The sequence below is a fragment of the Bradyrhizobium sp. USDA 4369 genome (assembly GCF_054056435.1).
Genome location: NZ_JBSRYH010000001.1, coordinates 338,201 through 355,342 on the forward strand (window position 1 = coordinate 338,201; position 17,142 = coordinate 355,342).

At 64.5% G+C, this 17,142-nt stretch carries 15 protein-coding genes and 2 pseudogenes; 10 read left to right on the forward strand and 7 right to left on the reverse strand.

The genetic code is table 11. The features are described 5' to 3' along the window. The first annotated feature begins 70 nt into the window (after nt 1-70). Both ACVIJ6_RS01560 and ACVIJ6_RS01565 read left to right on the forward strand, forming a co-directional pair. Nucleotides 71-1,010 (forward strand): IS630 family transposase gene (locus ACVIJ6_RS01560; RefSeq protein WP_456771184.1). Its coding sequence is split into 2 segments (ribosomal slippage): nt 71-406 and nt 408-1,010, totalling 939 coding nucleotides; the frame shifts between segments, so codons are not numbered across the junction. 16 nt (nt 1,011-1,026) lie between these two features. Continuing rightward, a pseudogene (locus ACVIJ6_RS01565) lies at nt 1,027-1,143 on the forward strand (DUF2809 domain-containing protein); the annotation flags it as partial. A 23-nt stretch (nt 1,144-1,166) separates the two neighbouring features. On the opposite strand, the gene ACVIJ6_RS01570 reads toward ACVIJ6_RS01565, so the two are convergent. Continuing rightward, on the reverse strand, nt 1,167-2,339 hold the full coding sequence (locus tag ACVIJ6_RS01570; RefSeq protein ID WP_456771185.1) for a winged helix-turn-helix domain-containing protein: 1,173 nt from the start codon (nt 2,337-2,339) through the stop codon (nt 1,167-1,169). Between the two features lie 71 nt (nt 2,340-2,410). Beyond that, complete coding sequence (locus tag ACVIJ6_RS01575) at nt 2,411-2,641, reverse strand: hypothetical protein (RefSeq protein WP_012042417.1); 231 nt, start codon at nt 2,639-2,641, stop codon at nt 2,411-2,413. 371 nt (nt 2,642-3,012) lie between these two features. Between ACVIJ6_RS01575 and ACVIJ6_RS01580 the strand changes: the two genes are divergently transcribed. Continuing rightward, nucleotides 3,013-3,663: an OmpA family protein gene (locus ACVIJ6_RS01580; protein ID WP_456771186.1), complete on the forward strand. Its 651-nt coding sequence runs from the start codon at nt 3,013-3,015 to the stop codon at nt 3,661-3,663. Between the two features lie 53 nt (nt 3,664-3,716). Here the strand turns inward: ACVIJ6_RS01580 and ACVIJ6_RS01585 are convergent. Then, nucleotides 3,717-4,918, reverse strand: a pseudogene (locus ACVIJ6_RS01585) (phospholipid carrier-dependent glycosyltransferase). Here ACVIJ6_RS01585 and ACVIJ6_RS01590 point away from each other — a divergent pair. The 4 genes from ACVIJ6_RS01590 to zigA all read left to right on the forward strand — a co-directional run bounded on the left by ACVIJ6_RS01590 (nt 4,871) and on the right by zigA (nt 9,907). Beyond that, on the forward strand, nt 4,871-5,041 hold the full coding sequence (locus ACVIJ6_RS01590; RefSeq protein ID WP_456777176.1) for a hypothetical protein: 171 nt from the start codon (nt 4,871-4,873) through the stop codon (nt 5,039-5,041). The pseudogene ACVIJ6_RS01585 and the gene ACVIJ6_RS01590 sit on opposite strands and share 48 nt — an antisense overlap. 356 nt (nt 5,042-5,397) lie before the next feature. Continuing rightward, nucleotides 5,398-6,840, forward strand: a complete 1,443-nt coding sequence (locus ACVIJ6_RS01595; RefSeq protein WP_456771187.1) for an MATE family efflux transporter — start codon at nt 5,398-5,400, stop codon at nt 6,838-6,840. 271 nt (nt 6,841-7,111) lie between these two features. Next, entirely contained in the window at nt 7,112-8,341 is a 1,230-nt protein-coding gene (locus ACVIJ6_RS01600) for a TadE/TadG family type IV pilus assembly protein (protein WP_456771188.1), read from the forward strand. Nucleotides 8,342-8,701: 360 nt separating this feature from the next. Next, nucleotides 8,702-9,907: a zinc metallochaperone GTPase ZigA gene (gene zigA / locus ACVIJ6_RS01605; RefSeq protein ID WP_456771189.1), complete on the forward strand. Its 1,206-nt coding sequence runs from the start codon at nt 8,702-8,704 to the stop codon at nt 9,905-9,907. Nucleotides 9,908-10,067: 160 nt separating this feature from the next. Here zigA and ACVIJ6_RS01610 read toward each other — a convergent pair whose 3' ends face one another. Beyond that, nucleotides 10,068-10,586, reverse strand: a complete 519-nt coding sequence (locus ACVIJ6_RS01610) for a cupin domain-containing protein (protein ID WP_012042411.1) — start codon at nt 10,584-10,586, stop codon at nt 10,068-10,070. A gap of 158 nt (nt 10,587-10,744) precedes the next feature. Between ACVIJ6_RS01610 and ACVIJ6_RS01615 the strand changes: the two genes are divergently transcribed. Then, entirely contained in the window at nt 10,745-10,960 is a 216-nt protein-coding gene (locus ACVIJ6_RS01615) for a CsbD family protein (protein WP_456771190.1), read from the forward strand. A gap of 319 nt (nt 10,961-11,279) precedes the next feature. Here the strand turns inward: ACVIJ6_RS01615 and ACVIJ6_RS01620 are convergent, their stop codons facing one another. Together ACVIJ6_RS01620 and ggt are read right to left on the reverse strand one after the other, a co-directional pair. After that, the gene (locus tag ACVIJ6_RS01620) at nt 11,280-11,738 is read right to left on the reverse strand and encodes an FKBP-type peptidyl-prolyl cis-trans isomerase (protein ID WP_456771191.1); all 459 of its coding nucleotides are present in this window, start codon (nt 11,736-11,738) and stop codon (nt 11,280-11,282) included. Between the two features lie 760 nt (nt 11,739-12,498). Then, nucleotides 12,499-14,085, reverse strand: a complete 1,587-nt coding sequence (gene ggt / locus ACVIJ6_RS01625; RefSeq protein ID WP_456771192.1) for a gamma-glutamyltransferase — start codon at nt 14,083-14,085, stop codon at nt 12,499-12,501. Nucleotides 14,086-14,218: 133 nt separating this feature from the next. Between ggt and trhO the strand changes: the two genes are divergently transcribed. After that, complete coding sequence (trhO, locus tag ACVIJ6_RS01630; RefSeq protein ID WP_456771193.1) at nt 14,219-14,986, forward strand: oxygen-dependent tRNA uridine(34) hydroxylase TrhO; 768 nt, start codon at nt 14,219-14,221, stop codon at nt 14,984-14,986. After that, on the forward strand, nt 14,983-15,210 hold the full coding sequence (locus ACVIJ6_RS01635) for a SlyX family protein (protein WP_456771194.1): 228 nt from the start codon (nt 14,983-14,985) through the stop codon (nt 15,208-15,210). The genes trhO and ACVIJ6_RS01635 overlap by 4 nt, the downstream gene beginning before the upstream one ends. Before the next feature lie 13 nt (nt 15,211-15,223). Here the strand turns inward: ACVIJ6_RS01635 and ACVIJ6_RS01640 are convergent, their stop codons facing one another. Beyond that, nucleotides 15,224-17,134 carry a diguanylate cyclase gene (locus ACVIJ6_RS01640; protein WP_456771195.1) on the reverse strand — a complete coding sequence of 637 codons (1,911 nt, stop codon included), beginning with the start codon at nt 17,132-17,134 and terminating at the stop codon, nt 15,224-15,226. Nucleotides 17,135-17,142: the final 8 nt, after the last annotated feature.

Consider the following 17,142-nt stretch of genomic DNA (forward strand, 5'->3'; position numbering starts at 1 on the left):
AATCGATTTGGGATTCCCAAATCAGCGTGTTTCTGATTCACCGTGTTGGCTGGGAAGGAGGCCAGCACGGATGGGCGCACCATATTCTCTGGACCTTCGAAAGCGGGTTGTCGCCGCGATCAAGGGCGGGATGTCTCGCAATAAGGCGGCCAAGCAGTTTGGGGTCGCGATCAGCACAGCGATCAATTGGGCCAGGCTTGAGAAGGAGACAGGCAGCATCGAACCTGGCCAGATGGGCGGCCATAAGCCCAAGGCGATCTCGGGTGAGCATGCCACGTGGCTGCAACAGCGAATCAGAGCGAGCGACTTCACCTTAAGAGGGCTGGTGGCCGAGCTCGCCGAACGCGGGTTGAAAGTCGACTACCGTTCGGTCTGGGAATTCGTTCATGCCGAGAAGCTCAGCTTCAAAAAAAAGCGTGGAGGCTGGCGAACGCGATCGTCCTGACGTGGCGCGGCGACGAGAGCAATGGAGGAAATATCAAGATCGCATCGACGCCACGCGCCTTGTCTTTATCGACGAAACCTGGACCAGGACAGACATGGCGCCGTTGCGAGGATGGAGCCCGCGTGGTAGCAGGCTGACCGCCAAAGTCCCTCACGGACGGTGGAAAACAATGACCTTTCTGGCGGCACTGCGCCACGACCGCATTGATGCACCATGGTTCATTGAAGGGCCGATCAACGGCGAAAGCTTTCGCACCTATGTAGAGCACGTTCTTTTGCCGACCCTTCATCCGGGCGATATCGTGATCTTGGACAACCTCGGCAGCCACAAAAGCAAAGCCGTCCGCCAATTGATCCGCTCGGTAGGAGCCAGGATCTTCTTCTTGCCCAAATACTCGCCCGACCTGAACCCAATCGAACAGGTCTTTGCCAAGCTCAAGCACCTTCTACGCAAAGCCGCGGCGCGAACCGTCGACACGGTTTGCGCCGCAATTGCTGGTGCCCTCGACGCCTTCTCCGCAGAAGAGTGTGCCAACTACCTCAAAAACTCAGGATATCGAACTTAATCTCATCTCGCTTTAGCTCGATAGCTTCCGCCCGACGCTCGCCGGCGCGCTGCTGCTCGGCCGGATCTTCTCGCTGTGGAACATCGTGGCCTATGCGGCAGGCATTTTGCTCGGCATCAGCATCGAAGGTATCGTCAACGCGCGTCGCGCGGGCCCTCAATCTCCAAGCTGGAACTTCTGGAACCGGTGCAGCTCGTCCTCGATGCGCCGCTTCATATCCTTGCGTCCGGCGCCCCGCGCCGATTTCCCCGCGCCGACCCAGCTCCATTGCTGCATCAACAGCCTGCCGTTCTGCCGGTCGGTCTTGAGGTCCAGTGCCGCGACGATCTCCTCGCCGACCAGCACCGGTAGCGCGAAATAGCCGAACAGCCGCTTGTCCTTCGGGACATAGGCCTCGAAGCGGTGATCGTAGCCGAAGATCGCCTGCGTCCGCTTGCGCTGGATGATCAGCGGGTCGAACGGCGAGAGGATGTGGACCCGCTCCGGTGAGATCTCGATCACCTCCGCCAAGGCGCCCGGCGTGGCCCAGTGTTCCTGTCTGCCGCCGCCCTCCAGCGCGACCGGCACCAGCTCGCCGCGCCGCACCCGGCCGTCGATCACCCGCCGCACGTCGGCCTTGCGCGCGGCGTTGAGATGACACAGCGAGTCGAGGCTGACGACGCCCTGCGCGCGCAAGCCGCGGTCGAGCAGATAGGTGGCGATCTCGCGCTCGCTCGCGCCCTTCGGCAGCCGCTCCCAGCCGAAATGCCGGGTCGTCAGGTCATAGGTCTTGAGCATGCCGTCGCGCCCCGCCACGGTCAGCACGCCTTCGTAGAAGCCGAGCTGCAGCGCCCGCTTCGACGGCTTGCGGCTGGCCCAGGCGTGGTCCTTCTCCTGCAGCACGTCGTCGTCGATGTCGCGGATGGTCAGCGCCCCACCCTGCCGGATCAGGCGCATCACCTTGCGCATATCCTCGGGCTTCACCGTCTTGAACCAGCCATGCCCCTCACGGCGATAACGCCGCATCGCCGGCACGAAATAGCGGAAATCCTGCACCGGAACGTAGGACAGCGCATGCGTCCAATATTCGAAGACGGTCTTGTCCGCGCTCTGGGCCTGGCGCAGGTCGGCGCGGCGATAAGCGGGGATCCGGCTGAACAGGATATGGTGATGGCAGCGCTCGATCACGTTGATGGTGTCGATCTGCACATAGCCGAGATGGGCGACCGCGGCCGCCACGGCCGCAGGGCCGGCGCCAAACGGCGCCTCGGTATCGAGGCGCTGGGCGCGCAGCCAGATTCGGCGCGCCGCGGTGTTGGACAGCGGATGGTGGGAGGAAGGCGCGGGCATGACCACGAGATCGTGCGAGATTCGGCGGCGTCCGCGCAACGTCCAATCCGTCCGCCGGATCCGCCCAGCCCCTACGGCTTGGGCTTGTCCGGAATGCTGCCGGTGGCGATCTCGGCTCGGCAATTGGCCCGCCCCGGATCGGGCGCACGACATTTGTACATGCGGCCGGTGAGCCGGTCGACCAGCCAGGCTGTGTCCTCGGACGGGCTTTCCAGCCCGATATAGCGATTGCCGACGGCCGAGATCAGGGTCGACAATAAAATGGCGGCGGCGATGATGCCGGCGCCGATCAGGGTCGACATGGAACCGGTGGAGCCGGCGTGGTCCTGGCCGCTCGGCCGATGGGATTGATAGTCGCGCCTCTGGGATGAGTTGAACACGGCTGCGCTTTGCTTTTCTGTTGCGTTTCTTGTTTCGATGCTTGTTGCCGACCTCGCTTTCCATGGTTTGCGATTTTTTTCCGGCGATGGATATCCGGTAGAACCGCATCTTGCCGATTTGTTGTTCGTGGACCGGCCCCGGGCCGATCGCTTTGCGACAAACTTGCAAGCCCGGCGGCCCGGCCACGGCCGTGAGGCCAGCCGGCGGGTGACATCAATCACATTCGAAACTTTGAACCGATTCTATCGTCGCCCCATCCAATGCCCAGAGGGCACACCCGAGGATGACCACGATGACCGCATTTTTTGGACGTTTTGCCATGCGAGCGACCGCGGCGGCTGCCGTGCTGGCCATGGGCGCAGGTGCCGCTCTCGCCGGCGAAGCCGTGTCCGCCGATCAGATCCTGAACGCGTTGAAACCGAAACCCGCCACCCGCGGCCTGTCCGTCGGGCCGCAGGCCGCCCCGCCAATCGACGCGACCGCCCAGGCGAAGCAGTCGACCTTCATCGACAGCATGCGCAACCGCAAGACCCGGTCGCTGTCGCTCGGCGAGCGCGAGCAGCTGGCCGAGATCGCCGCGACCAAGCCGAAGATCGATCTCGAGATCCAGTTCGACTACAACTCGGCCGCGATCAGCAAGACCTCGATCCAGGCGGTGCAGGAACTCGGCAAGGCGCTGTCCGATCCGAACCTGAAGGGCTCGACCTTCATGGTGGCCGGCCACACCGACGGGATCGGCAGCGACGGCTTCAATCAGGATCTGTCGGAGCGCCGCGCCGACACCCTCAAGCGCTATCTGGTCGAGAAGTTCGGCCTGGCCGGGCAGGACCTCGTGACCGTCGGCTACGGCAAGACCAAGCTGAAGGATGCAGCGAACCCCGCCGATCCGGTCAACCGCCGGGTCCAGGTCGTCAACATGGACACCAAAACCGCGGCGAAGTGAGAGCGCTCCGCCTGCCGATGGTCCCCCGGGCAGGCGGAGCGTATCGTTGGCGGTCAGATCCAGCTCTGGAACAGCATCAGGCGGCTGAAGCCCTGCATCGTCGTGCCGATGAAGGCGGCGCTGATCGGCAGCATCACCAGGAATCCGATCGTCGCGACGGCGACATAGGCCCAGATGGCCCAGCGCGGCAGTCGCGTCAGCGCATGGACCAGCGCAAGGCTCGTAAGCGTCGCCGACGGCAAGTAATAATACAGAAAGCTCAACGCCCGCGGCAGCAGCGCCCAGGGCAGATAGCAGCCGAGATAGAACGCCAGAATCAGGAACGCCGGCGCGCTGCGCGCCGCCACGACATCCCTGGCACAGACGGCGAGCGCCACGAGCGCCGGCCATAGCACCAGCGGATTGCCAAGCAGCACCACGGCCGCGATGTCGCTGTCTCCGGCCTTGTCGAACAGAAACCAGACCGGACGCATCAGCAAGGGCCAGCTCGGCCAGGCGCTCATATAGGTGTGGCCCGCGATCGCCGCCGTGGTGCTGTCGGCAAAAATCCGTCGCTGCGCGTCGAAAATCCCTGGGATCGACATGCCGTGCAGCGGAACGAAGGTGGCAAGATAGCACAGCGCGGGGATCGCGACTAGGCAGAGAAGGATATGCCATCCCCTCAACTCCGGCCATTGCTCCGGCCGATACCAGTCGGTCGGCTGCGGGTCGCCGAACGCCGTCTGCCAATGCTGCAGCAGCTTGATCACGCCCACAATCCCGAGCACGGTCAGAAGCGGGAACAGCCCGCTCCATTTGCACGCGACGGCAAGGCCGAACAGGGCGCCGGCCATCGCGAACAGAAGCTGCGGCCGCCGCTGCCTGTAGGCGAACAGGAACGCCGCAATCCCGAGCAGGCTGAAGGCGAGCGCGCCGATATCGAGCATCGCGGTGCGCGCCTGGACGAACAGCATCTGATTGATGAGGGCGAGCAGCGCGGCGGCGAGCGCCGCCGGCTGCGCCGCGAACAGGGCGAGGCCGCACAGATAGATCGCGACGACGGCCAGGGCGCCGAGCACCGTCCCGGGATAGCGCCATGCGAAGGCATTGTCGCCGAATGTCCTGATCGACAGCGCGATGAACTCCTTGGCGAGCGGGAGGGATGCATCGGATTGAGCTGCGGGGCCGCCGGCGCAAGCCCGAGCATCTGCCGCGCCGCCGGCACGTAATGGACCTCGTCGAATACGAATTTCGACGGCGCGGCCACCCCGACCATCAGCAGCACATGCGTGATCGCGAAGATCAGCAGCGCCGTCAGCACGGAACGTCGGACGGACAGCACGCCCTCCGGCATCGCCTCGTCGGCGCCGTCGTCATCGTCGCGGCGCGCAGCAGGTGACTTCGTGTGCATGCGCGCAACCGCCCCAGCGCCTTGAAACGAAGATGCTGCATCCTACAGCATTTCGCGCCGCTGTCGCGCGCCGGCCTCGTGATGAAGACCCATCGGAGCCCCCCGCATCTCTCCGGACTGCCAGAAGTCCGTCCTCCGACGTCACGACAGCCGGTCGAGGGTCACATTCCTGGCTGCGCCAGCCGTGAGCCCGGGACACGGCCCGGCCAGCCTGGGCGCCGTGCTCCCTCAATTATTCATGATCGACCTGCGCCCGGGTCTCCTTGACCCCCGTGCATCGACGGTCATATTGAATGACGCTCATCATTAAAACGCGATGATATCGTCCGTCGCCCGGAGGCAGGATGAACGTCTCGACGCGGGCAACCCGCTTGGCGCCACGCCCTGCTCCGGCGGCTCTGCCTTCTTCCCCGCCGCGTCCGGCCCCCACGCGCCGCAGGACCGCGGCCGCGCGCGCGGCGCTGCTCTCCGGCCCGATCCTTCCAGCGCTCTTCAGGCTGGCGCTGCCGACGATGTCGGTGCTGGTCGCCCAGACCGCAGTCAATATCGCCGAAGCCTATTATGTCGGCTTCCTCGGCACCGACGCGCTGGCCGGCGCGGCGCTCGTCTTTCCGATCTTCATGCTGATGACGATGATGTCCAATGGCGGCATCGGCAGCGGCGTCTCCTCGGCGGTGGCCCGCGCCATCGGGGCCGGGCGGGATGGTGATGCGGAGGCGATTGCCTTCCATGCCATCGTGGTGGCGGTGGTCGCCGGCGGCATGTTCACGCTCGCCACCGCCCTGCTCGGCCCGGCGCTGTATCGCGCCCTCGGCGGCCACGCCGACGCGCTGGAGGCAGCGCTGCGCTACTCCAACTATCTGTTCGCCGGCGCCATCCCGGTGTGGATCGTCAATCTGCAGGCGGCGGCGCTGCGCGGCGCGGGCAATGTGCGGGTGCCAGCGCTCGTCACCCTGGTCGGCGCCCTGGTGATGATTCCGGCGTCCCCGCTGCTGATCTTCGGTCTCGGGCCGCTGCCGGGTCTCGGCATCGCCGGCGCCGGCATCGCCTTCGGGCTGTATTATTGCGGCGCCATGCTGATCCTGTTGCGCTACATGGCCTCCGGCCGCTCCAGCCTGCATGTCCGTCTCGCACCGCTGCAGTGGCGTCTGTTCGCCGATATTCTCAAGGTCGGGTTGCCAACGGCGCTCAACGCCGTGCTAGTCAATCTCACCGTAATCCTGGTGACCGCGCTGGCCGGCCGCTTCGGCACGTCGGAGCTCGCCGCCTACGGCAGCGCCTCACGGCTCGACTACATCATGATCCCGATCTTGTTCGGCCTATGTACGGCGACCCTGACCATGGTCGGCATCAATGTCGGCGCCGGCCAGAGCGCCCGCGCCCGCCGCATTGCCGGACTCAGCGCCCTGACCGGGGCAATTCTGGTCGGAACGATCGGGGCGATCGCGGCGGTGCATCCGCCGCTATGGCTCGGGCTATTCAGCCATGATCCCGACGTGCTGCGCGAGGGCGCGATCTATCTGCGCATCGTCGCGCCCGCTTACGCCGCGCTCGGCTTCGGCTTCGTGCTGTCCTTTGCCGGCCAGGGCGCCGGCCATGTGCTATGGCCGTTCGTGGCGTCCGTGCTGCGCATCCTGATCGCCGCCGGCGGCGGCTATGTCGCCACCACCATGATGGGCGGCAGCATGGCCTCGCTCGCCGCGATGGTGACGCTGTCGCTCCTCGCCTATGCGCTGATCTGCAGTGCCATATTGTGGGCCGACCGGATCTGGCGTGCGGCCCGATAGCTCGCATCGATTGGCGAAGCCTGCCGCTTTACAACTAATAAGCGGCAGAGCTGAGCACCACCAAATACAAGAAATCGGCGCAAGCACTACTCGCGAGATGTGCCAACACCCAGCTCTCATCGAATCAAAAAACAGACTGATAACCTTCGGCCAGCCCCCGCTTGAATGGAGTTCCCTTTACGGAACCCGATTCAGCGTGCGGTAACATCTTGCGCTCCTTTCTGCGAGAACGCGCTGGCACTGAGCCAGAGCCATCAGCAGGAGCGTCGCAATGGCTGCAATGATCTCGCTCGCAACTTTTCGCAATCTCTGTCGCCGGTTCGGGTGGGCCAGCGACGGTCAGATCAGCATGATCTTCGCCATCGCCAGCATTCCGATCCTGGTGTCGGTCGGCGCCGCCGTGGATTTCGCGAAGTCGAGCGATGTGAAGGCGCAGTTGCAGAAGTCGATCGATGCTGCCGTCCTGGCCGGCGTCGTCCGGCCGAACGACCAGCAGATCTCGACCGCGGCCGCCGTGTTCTCGGGCGCCTATCGAGGCCGGTTCGACACCGCCGCGACCGCCAGCTTCGCGTCCAACACTGACGGCTCGCTGACCGGGACGGCGACGACGTCGGTGAAGACGTCGTTCCTCAACGTGATGGGCACCTCGGCACTCGGCGTGACCGCGTCCGCCACCGCCAAGGCCGGAGCCCAGGTCCAGTCGCCGGTCTGCATCCTGCTGGTCAGCACCGTCAATGCGCAATCGCTGCTGGTGAACTCCGGGGCCCAACTCAATGCGCCGTCTTGCGAGATCCACGTTCTCTCGACACAGAGCCCGGCCGCGATGTTCAACGCCACGCTCAATGCCAAGCGCATCTGCATCAAGGGCAGCAACATCACCAAGAATGGCGGTGTCAATCCGCCGGTCGAGACCGGCTGCGCAGCGATATCGGATCCTTTTGTCGGCAAGCTGCCCGCGGTCACGGTCGGATCATGCACCACTAACAACAAGGTCTTCGATCCGGGCGCGGTCACCCTCAATCCCGGCGTCTATTGCGGCGCGACCAACTTCAACGGCTCCGGCACGCTGACGCTCAATCCCGGCCTCTACATCATCAAAGGCGGCGCCATGACCTTCAACTCGGGCTGGACGGTGACCGGCAGCGGCGTCACCTTCTACCTCGTGGATCAGAACGCAACCCTCACCTTCAACGGCAATGTGAACGCCACGCTCGCCGCGCCGTCCACGGGCACCTATGCCAACATCCTGATGTTCGAGCCCAACGGTCTCTCGACCTCGCAGCTTCCGATCAACGGGACCAGCAGTTCGTCCTACACCGGCCTGATCTACCTGCCGAGCCGCAACGTCACCATCAATTCGGTGTCGACCATGAGCAGCAACAGCGTGACCATGGTGTTCAACACACTGATCCTCAACCAGACCAATTGGAGCATCGCGCCGGGCGCGCTATCGATGTCGGTGGCCAGCGGTCCCGCCGGCACGGCGTATCTGTCGAGGTAATTGCGCTCCTGCATCATGCATCTGAGCCGCCGCCACCAGCACTGCTGGGCCCATCACGGGAATTGTACCTCGGCGACTGCCGCCCGACGCGAGCAGTCCTCCGGCTTGCAAAGCCACCATAACCGGCTTGCGCATCTGCGCCCGCAATGGAGCATCGACAAAAGGTGCGGAGAGCGCTCGCCTTCATCTTAATTGTAGGCCCGTTTCGGCAATCCGGGCGTGCGGCTCACGCCTTCGTCACCGCTCCTCCCTTGACACGCACAGTCTTTTCAGATGATGTTATGTTATAACATAACACATGAGGCTGCATGCCCGCTCGCCGGCACCGCCCCCTCCCGTTGAAGAGGCTGTTCGATCTCGATGCCCAAACTCCCCGTCACAGTCTTGTCCGGCTTCCTTGGGGCTGGGAAGACTACTTTGCTCAACCACATCCTGAACAACCGCCAGGGTCTGAAGGTGGCGGTGATCGTCAACGACATGAGCGAAGTGAACATCGATGCGGACCTCGTTCGCGATGGCGGTGCCAATCTTTCGCGGACGGATGAGCAGCTGGTCGAAATGACCAATGGCTGCATCTGCTGCACCCTGCGCGACGATCTCCTGAAGGAGGTTCGCGCGCTCGCCGAAAGCGGCCGCTTCGATTACCTCGTGATCGAGTCGACCGGAATCTCCGAGCCGCTCCCGGTCGCCGCGACGTTCGACTTCCGCGACGAGCACGGCGCGAGCCTGTCGGACGTCGCACGCCTCGACACGATGGTGACGCTCGTGGACGCGGTGAATCTGCTGAAGGATTATTCCTCGTCGGATTTCCTCGCGCAGCGCGGCGAGGCACTGGACGGCGACCAGCGTGCGCTGGTCGATCTCCTGGTCGAGCAGATCGAGTTCGCCGACGTGGTCGTGCTGAACAAGGTCGACGACGCCAGCGAGGATCAGCGCGAGGCGGCGCGCAAGATCATCCGCTCGCTCAATCCCGATGCCGATTTGATCGAAGCAAGCCATAGCTGCGTGCCGCTGGAGCGCGTGCTCGCCACCGGCCGTTTCGACTTCGCGCGCGCTCAGCAGCATCCGCTCTGGTACAATGAGCTCTACGGCTTTGCCGAGCACACGCCGGAGACGGAGACCTATGGCGTGACCAGCTTCGTCTATCGCGCCCGGCGTCCGTTCGTCCCGGTTCGGTTCGATCAGTTCCTGCGCGAGCAATGGCCTGGGGTCATCCGCGCGAAGGGGCACTTCTGGCTGGCCACGCGGCCGCAATGGCTCGGCGAGATCAGCCAGGCCGGTGCCATCGTGCGCACCAGCGCGCTCGGCTTCTGGTGGGCTGCGGTGCCGCAGAAATTATGGCCGGAGGACCCCGCTTGGCGCGCACGCATGCTCGAGCGCTGGGACGACATCTACGGCGACCGCCGTCAGGAGATTGTCTTCATCGGCAGCAACATGGACGAGGCTGGGCTGCGTGCGCGCCTGGACGCCTGCCTGCTGGCCGGCAAGCCGGCGATGGATGTCGCCGCCTGGGCCAGATTGTCCGATCCGTTTCCCGTCTGGCGGCGGGCCAATGAGGCAGCCTGATCACGGCGGAGGTCGAACGGTTCAGCTCACCCGCAAATTCACCTGCAAAGATCCAGAGACACGCGTGCAGTCGCCCCTGCTCCGCGTGTGAAGGAAGCGGTGCAGCCGCTTCCCGGCCGGCGGAGCCATCGCAAGATGGCTCCGCCACTTGCCCTTGCGATCAAGGCTTCTGCGACTCGGCCGGATCACGATGTACCGGGTCGATCCAAAGCACTGTCTCCGGCTTTTCGACAGGCTCGATGTCGATATTGATCGCCACGGCCTCACCGTCGCTGCGCACCAGCACGCATTCCAGCACCTCGTCGGGGCTGGCGTTGATCTCCTGGTGCGGCACGTAGGGCGGCACGAAGATGAAATCGCCAGGACCGGCTTCCGCGGTGAACTGCAGCTGCTCACCCCAGCGCATCCGCGCTTTGCCCTTCACCACATAGATCACGCTTTCAAGATGGCCGTGATGGTGCGCACCGGTCTTGGCATCCGGCCTGATCGTGACGGTGCCGGCCCACAGCTTCTGCGCCCCGACACGCGCGAAATTGATCGCGGCCTTGCGGTCCATTCCCGGCGTCGACGGTACGTTGGAATCGAGCTGATTGCCGGGAATGACGCGCACGCCGTCGTGCTTCCAGCGCTCGTCGCTGTGATGGGAATGGCCGTGGGCGTGATCGTGAGAACCTGACATGTCTCTCTTCTTCTCGTCTTCTCGTGTTTGCTCGTGTGCTGTGGAACCCGGCCATCCTAATCCAACTCCCGCGCCGGCGCCATTCCGGTTCCGGGCCGAACCTTTTCGTATCGCCTGCGTTGGTCAGGTGCTGTTCAAACAGACAATGGAGACGGATCATGGGTTCGACGACGGACAAGATCAAAGGCGCGACCAACGAGGCGATCGGCAAGGCCAAGCAGGGCATCGGCGAAGCCATCGGCTCGGAGCGTCTGCAGGGCGAAGGCGTCATTCAGGAAGTGAAGGGCAAGGGCCAGCAGGCGATGGGCGATGCCAAGCAGGCCACCAAAGACGCCGTGAACAGTGCCGCCGGCGCGGCCAACAAGAATCTCTGAACGGGATCGGCGCGGCACGCCGATGATGGTCGATGATGATCACAGAACCGGCCCCTTGCGGGGCCGGGTTTTTGCATTGCTGTCAGTTGATCTGCCGAAGTGGCAGAGACTGGGGTGTATCATAGGGCGCCCTCCCACCTCGTGGAAAAAGGCGCATCCATGAGTACCGTCATCGCGTGCGAAGCGACGCGATCCAGGGCCACGACATCCAAAACGACCGGATCTAAGGCCACACAATCCAGAGCGATGCGGCTCTGGATCACGTCGTTGTGGCCGCTGCTCCTCGCAATGGGCGCTCCGAGCCGCGGCGAGCGCGGACTTACTTCACACCCAGCAGCTCGACATCGAACAGCAACGTCGCATTCGGCGGGATCACGCCGCCGGCGCCGCGGGCGCCATAGCCAAGCTCGGGCGGAATGATCAGCGTGCGCTTGCCGCCAACCTTCATCGTGGCGACGCCCTCGTCCCACCCCGCGATCACGCGCTTCATGCCGATCGGAAACTCGAACGGCTCGTTGCGGTCCACCGACGAGTCGAATTTCTTGCCCTTCTGGCCGTTCTCATACAGCCAGCCCGTATAGTGCATCACGCAGGTCTGACCGCGGGTCGGCGTTGCGCCGCTGCCTTCCTTGGTGTCGATGATCTGCAGTCCGGAGGGAGTCGTCATGGTCTTTCCTGTCGGTGTTGCGGGACGGGTCTGTGCCGAAGCTGCATGCGAGCCCAGCACCAGGCCGGCCGCTGCCATCAGCGCTACTCTTCGATCGATCGGACGCCGCATGCTTCAGACTGCCTCTGCTCGTTCACGGGGAGCCGCGGTTTAGCGCATGGCGAGGCCGGTGACCAGCCTGCCCAGCGCCTCCGCATCTCCCGATGCAGGATGCGGACCTCCGCGATCGATTTCTGAATTAAATAATTTTATTGCGTTTTTTCAGAAATCATGTTTGTCTACCTGCATCCCGCCTCACTGCGGAGGGGCGCATCGCGATCGTCACGACACGCGAGGCGGGGAGCGGCGGCCGCGAGCGATCGCAGCGTGTCTTCCGATGCGCGGACGAACGATTGCTTGCGGACGTGAAGTCGCAGCGTCCTGATACCCCGATGCTGGTATCACGCGCAGTGCGCTTGAAGCGCATTGCCGCTATGGTGGCCAACAAGCCCGGCGCACCAGGGAGACTGCGTATAAGCGTGAAGACCGCCGCGCAGGGAATGCCGGATGATCGGCTTTGCCTGTGGTACCTGCCGCCTGCATTCTTGTTCGCAGGCGGGCCATGGGTGAGGTCTTCACCCGGCATTCCCTGCGCCCTCTGCATTTTCAAGAGGGACAAGCGGATCATGACCTCGGGCGCCTTGTGCCGCGGGAACATGATCTCGTGCCCGGATGGCCACGCTTGCGCTGTTTGAGCCGTGCATTCACCTCGCAAGGCGCTGTCGTCCCGGACAAGCCGTGCCGCGCGCCAGCACAGTCACGGCGCGCGCGCCTTTGCCCACCCTACGGGCCGGCGCGCGGCGATGGAGCTAACAGCGATGGCGCGCCCGCCTCAATACCCCAGCGCGCAACCATCCTTGCGTGGGTCGGAGCCGCCGGTGAGCGTACCCTTGGTCCAGTCGATCCAGATCGCCTGGCCGCCACCGAGCGGCGAGACCACTTTGGTGGTCTTGTGGCCGATCTTCTGCAGCCCTTCGACCACGTCGGCCGGCACGCCGTCCTCGAGCTGATAGACGCCCTCGTAGTGCAGACCCCTGGCCATATCGATCGCTTCCTGCACGTCGCAACCATAGTCCAGGATGTTGGTCAGCACATGGGTCTGGCCGACCGGCTGATACTGGCCGCCCATGACGCCGAACGACATCTGGGCGCGGCCGGCCTTGGTGGCGAGCGCCGGGATGATCGTGTGCAGCGGACGCTTGCCCGGCCCGATGCAGTTCGGATGGTCCGGCTGGATGCGGAAGCCGCCGGCGCGGTTCTGCAGCAGAACGCCGGTCTCGTTGGAGACGATCGCCGAGCCGAACGAATGCGCGATCGAATTGATGAACGAGCAGACATTGCGGTCGCGGTCGACGACGGTGATATAGACCGTCTCCGGATTCATCGGCGGCGCGACGTTCGGCAGGTCGAGCAGCTTGTCGAGGCTGATCTGCGAAATGTACTCGTCCGCGAACTCCTTGGCGAGGATGCTCGCGACCTCGGTCGTCATATGCGCGGGGTCGCCGATGTGCTGCTCGCGCATCATGTAGGCGATGCGCGCGGCCTCGGCTTCGAGGTGGAAGCGCTCGACGCTGAGCGGCGCGATCCGTGTCAGGTCGAAACGCGACAGGATGTTGAGCATCACCAGCATGGTGATGCCCGGGCCGTTGGGCGGGCACTGCCAGACGTCGTAATCCTTGTAGGTGGTGCCGATCGGCGCGGTCACCTCGGTCTGGTGGCTGGCGAAGTCCTCCAGCGTGTGCAGGCCTCCGATGCCGCGCAAGGTCTGCACGATGTCCTCGGCCACCGCGCCGGTGTAGAAGCCCTTTGGCCCCTCCTTGGCGATGATGCGTAGCGTCTGCGCCAGTTCCGGCTGGCGGATGACATCGCCGACCGCGGCGACCTTGCCATGCGGCAGAAAATAGCGGGCGGTGTTGGTGCCGTTCCTGAGCTTCTCGAACTGATTGTTCCAGTCGAAGGCGACGCGCGGCGCCACCACATAGCCGTCCTCCGCGGCGCGGATCGCAGGCTGCAGCAGACGGTCGAGCCCGAGCCGGCCGTGGTCGCGCAGGATTCGGTCCCAGGCATCGATCGCGCCGGGAACGGACACGGCATGGGCCGAGGTCAGCGGCACCGAATGGATCTTGCGCTCCAGGTACCAGTCCACCGTTGCGGCCATCGGTGCACGGCCGGAACCGTTGTAGGCCGTGATCCGGCCCTCACCCTTGGGCTGTACCAAAGCGAAACAGTCGCCGCCGATTCCGGTCGACTGCGGTTCGATCACCCCGAGCAGGGCGCAGGCCGCGACCGCCGCGTCCGCCGCCGTTCCGCCGGCCCGCAGCACCTCGATGCCGGCCAGCGCAGCCTGTGGATGCGAGGTTGCGATCATGCCGTTCTGGGCGTGAACCGTGGACCTGCCAGGGAAATGGAAGCTTCTCATCGTGGCTCGCTGCATGATCGGGTGGTGGCTGGAATGCCAGGGGCTGGTCGGCTACATGGCATATTCCTTCCGGCCTCGGCAATGGCCGGGGATACCAGCTTTTCTATGATCAGGTCTGCTGCTAAACGGCCGCATGCCCTTGAGCGTCGCTGCCTTCTATCAATTCGTCGCGCTGCCGGATTTCCGTGACTTGCGCGCGCCGCTTCATGCCTTCTGCGCCGAACGCGCCATCAAGGGCAGCATCCTGCTTGCCGCGGAGGGCATCAACGGCACGGTGGCCGGGACCGACCAGGCGATCGCCGCGCTGGTGGACGAATTCCGCCACGGGCCGCTGTTTGCCGGCCGGCTGCACAATCTGGAGCTGAAATTCTCTTCGGCTACGGCGATGCCCTTTCAGCGCCTGAAAGTGAGATTGAAGCGCGAGATCGTCACGCTGGGCGATCCGGCCGCTGATCCGACCCGGCAGGTCGGGACCTATGTCAGTCCCGCCGATTGGAACGCGCTGATCACGGCGCCGGATACCGTCGTCCTCGACACCAGGAATGCATTCGAGGTCGCGCTCGGTACTTTCGACGGGGCGATCGATCCCGGGCTGAAGAGCTTCGGCCAGTTCAAGGATTTCGTGGCGCGCGCGCTCGATCCGGCGAGGCACAAACGGATCGCGATGTTCTGCACCGGCGGCATCCGCTGCGAAAAGGCCAGTGCATTGCTGCTCGCGCGGGGCTTCTCCGAGGTCTACCACCTGAAGGGCGGTATCCTCAGCTATCTTGAGGAGATCCCGGAAGCCGAGAGCCGCTGGCGTGGCGGCTGCTTCGTCTTCGACGATCGGGGCACGCTCGGTCACGGCCTGCGCGAGCAGGGCCATGCGACGCAGCCCAACGTCCCGGAGGCCCCGCGATGAGCAGCTCTGAGCAGCCGGACCAGGAGTTCGGCGAGCGGATCGACCGGCTGGAGATGCGGCTGACGTTCCAGGACGACACGATCGAGACGCTCAACCAGACCATCACGGCGCAGTGGCGCGAGATCGATGCGCTGAAGCGGCAGATCGCCCTGCTCGTCGAGCGGCTCGAAGATGCGCAAAACACCGCCGACGGGCCGCGCAACGAGCGGCCGCCGCATTACTGACGGCGAAGCGCCATCACGCCGGAACTGTCGCCGGCGTCTTGCCGGACGGCAGCTCGATGACCTCGCCGGCCATGACCACGCGGTCGCGGCCACCATCCTTGGCGGCGTAGAGAGCGCGGTCCGCCGCCTCGATCAGCGACGCTGGACCGGCCGAGCGTTCGAAGCCGGGACGGCACACCGCGCCGCCGATACTCGCCGTCACGATGCCCGGCGCATTGTGGTCGTGCGCGATGCGGGCCTCGTGCAGGGCCCGCCTGATGCGCTCGCCGAGCCGGGCACATCCCGCAGCATCGGTGTTCGGCAGCAGAATCGCGAACTCCTCACCGCCATAGCGGGCCGCGAGATCCGAGCTGCGCTGCGCCTCGTCGGCAAGGATTCCGGCAACGGTGTGCAGGCACTCGTCACCCGCCGGATGGCCGTAATTGTCGTTGAAGGCCTTGAAATGGTCGATGTCGATCATCAGCAATGCGAGCGAGGTCTTGTCGCGATACGCCCTGCCCCACTCCTCCAGCAGCCGCTCGTCGAAGCGCCGGCGATTGGCCAGGCCGGTCAGGCCATCCTCGATCGCAAGCGTCTCGAGCCGGCCCTGCAAGGCCTTCTGCTGCGTCACGTCGCGGGTAACCGCGACGAAGCCGTCGAGCGTACCGTCCGGCCGGCGGGTGGCGCGGATCGTGGCTTCGACCCAGATCTCGGACTTGTCCCGGCGCCGCATGCGATAGGTCGCGCGCGCCTCGTCGACGATGCCCTTCTTGATCTGATCCAGCATTTCCTGCAGCTGTGGACGATCCAGCGGATTCACGCCGGAGATCGCGCGCTTACCGAGCAGTTGCGAGGGATGCCAGCCAAGAACGCGCATCGTGGAGGGCGAAACATAGCCGATGCATTCGTCCAACTCGATCCGAGTCACGATGTCGCTGGAGCCTTCGGCCAGCAGCCGGAAGTTCTCCTCCTTGGCGGCCAAGGCGGCGGCCAGGCGCTGCCGCTGCAGCAACTGCTTGACGAGGAAGGCGCCGATCGCGACGACAAGGGCAACAAGGCAGACCAGCACCCCGACCCGGATCAGCGCATCGTGTCTCCACACCGCAAGTACGTCGGCCTGCGTCCTTGTTGCAAGCACCAGGAACGGGTAGCGCTGGGCATGCTGATAGGTCCCGATGCGATCGAGATCGTCGTCCGCCAGGCGAAAGCGCAAGACGCCCGAAGACGGGTGATAGGGAATGGTTTCCAGGATGGGACGTCCAAGCTCCTGCGGATTGGGGATCGAGTTGTCAGCGAGAAGGGCACCGTCGCGCCCCATCAGACTGATGGTGCCGCGGTGTCCGACATCGAACTGACGATAGAACTGAGCGAAGTAAGCGACCTCGATCGTCGCGGCCACGACGCCGCCGAAGTGACCGTCAGCATGATTCCAGCGCCGCGACAATGTGATGACCCATTGCCCTCCGGACTTGCTCCGCACCGGACGGCCGATCAGAAGCGAGCGGTCAGCCGAGATCCTGTGACGGGCGAAGTAGTCGCGATCGGCGTTGTTGTAATTGGACAGATTGACGTCCTCGGTCGTCGCAAGCCACGCTCCGCTCTGGTCGTAGGCGAAGATTCCTCTGACCCGTCCGAGATTGGCTTTTCTCGCGGTCAGGAACGCCTGAAGCCGTTCGATACCGCCGGGCTTGCCATCGTCTCTCTCCAGAGCGGTGATCACGCCCCTGATCAGCGAATCCGCCAGCTCGAACGTGTCTTCCACATGCTGCGTCAGCGACCGGGTCAAATTGCCGAGCTCGACTTCCGCATTACGCAGTTCGTTGTTGCGCGACTCCCATTCGCTCCAGCCGCTGAATGCGAGGATCGCCCCGCACACAAACGCAAGGATGCCAGCAGCCCACATCGGCAAGCGGCTGGGATCAACTCTGGTCGCAACAACGTCCATTCCGCGGG

Excerpts from the sequence above, each read along its gene's own strand:
- ACVIJ6_RS01610 (WP_012042411.1), bottom strand. The coding sequence starts at position 10,586 with ATGTCAGGTTCTCACGATCACGCCCACGGCCATTCCCATCACAGCGAC.
- ACVIJ6_RS01635 (WP_456771194.1), top strand. The coding sequence starts at position 14,983 with ATGAGCAGCTCTGAGCAGCCGGACCAGGAGTTCGGCGAGCGGATCGAC.
- ACVIJ6_RS01575 (WP_012042417.1), bottom strand. The coding sequence starts at position 2,641 with ATGTCGACCCTGATCGGCGCCGGCATCATCGCCGCCGCCATTTTATTG.
- ACVIJ6_RS01615 (WP_456771190.1), top strand. The coding sequence starts at position 10,745 with ATGGGTTCGACGACGGACAAGATCAAAGGCGCGACCAACGAGGCGATC.
- trhO (WP_456771193.1), top strand. The coding sequence starts at position 14,219 with ATGCCCTTGAGCGTCGCTGCCTTCTATCAATTCGTCGCGCTGCCGGAT.
- zigA (WP_456771189.1), top strand. The coding sequence starts at position 8,702 with ATGCCCAAACTCCCCGTCACAGTCTTGTCCGGCTTCCTTGGGGCTGGG.
- ACVIJ6_RS01620 (WP_456771191.1), bottom strand. The coding sequence starts at position 11,738 with ATGCGGCGTCCGATCGATCGAAGAGTAGCGCTGATGGCAGCGGCCGGC.
- ggt (WP_456771192.1), bottom strand. The coding sequence starts at position 14,085 with ATGAGAAGCTTCCATTTCCCTGGCAGGTCCACGGTTCACGCCCAGAAC.
- ACVIJ6_RS01640 (WP_456771195.1), bottom strand. The coding sequence starts at position 17,134 with ATGGACGTTGTTGCGACCAGAGTTGATCCCAGCCGCTTGCCGATGTGG.
- ACVIJ6_RS01600 (WP_456771188.1), top strand. The coding sequence starts at position 7,112 with ATGGCTGCAATGATCTCGCTCGCAACTTTTCGCAATCTCTGTCGCCGG.
- ACVIJ6_RS01595 (WP_456771187.1), top strand. The coding sequence starts at position 5,398 with ATGAACGTCTCGACGCGGGCAACCCGCTTGGCGCCACGCCCTGCTCCG.
- ACVIJ6_RS01570 (WP_456771185.1), bottom strand. The coding sequence starts at position 2,339 with ATGCCCGCGCCTTCCTCCCACCATCCGCTGTCCAACACCGCGGCGCGC.
- ACVIJ6_RS01590 (WP_456777176.1), top strand. The coding sequence starts at position 4,871 with ATGGACCTCGTCGAATACGAATTTCGACGGCGCGGCCACCCCGACCAT.
- ACVIJ6_RS01580 (WP_456771186.1), top strand. The coding sequence starts at position 3,013 with ATGACCGCATTTTTTGGACGTTTTGCCATGCGAGCGACCGCGGCGGCT.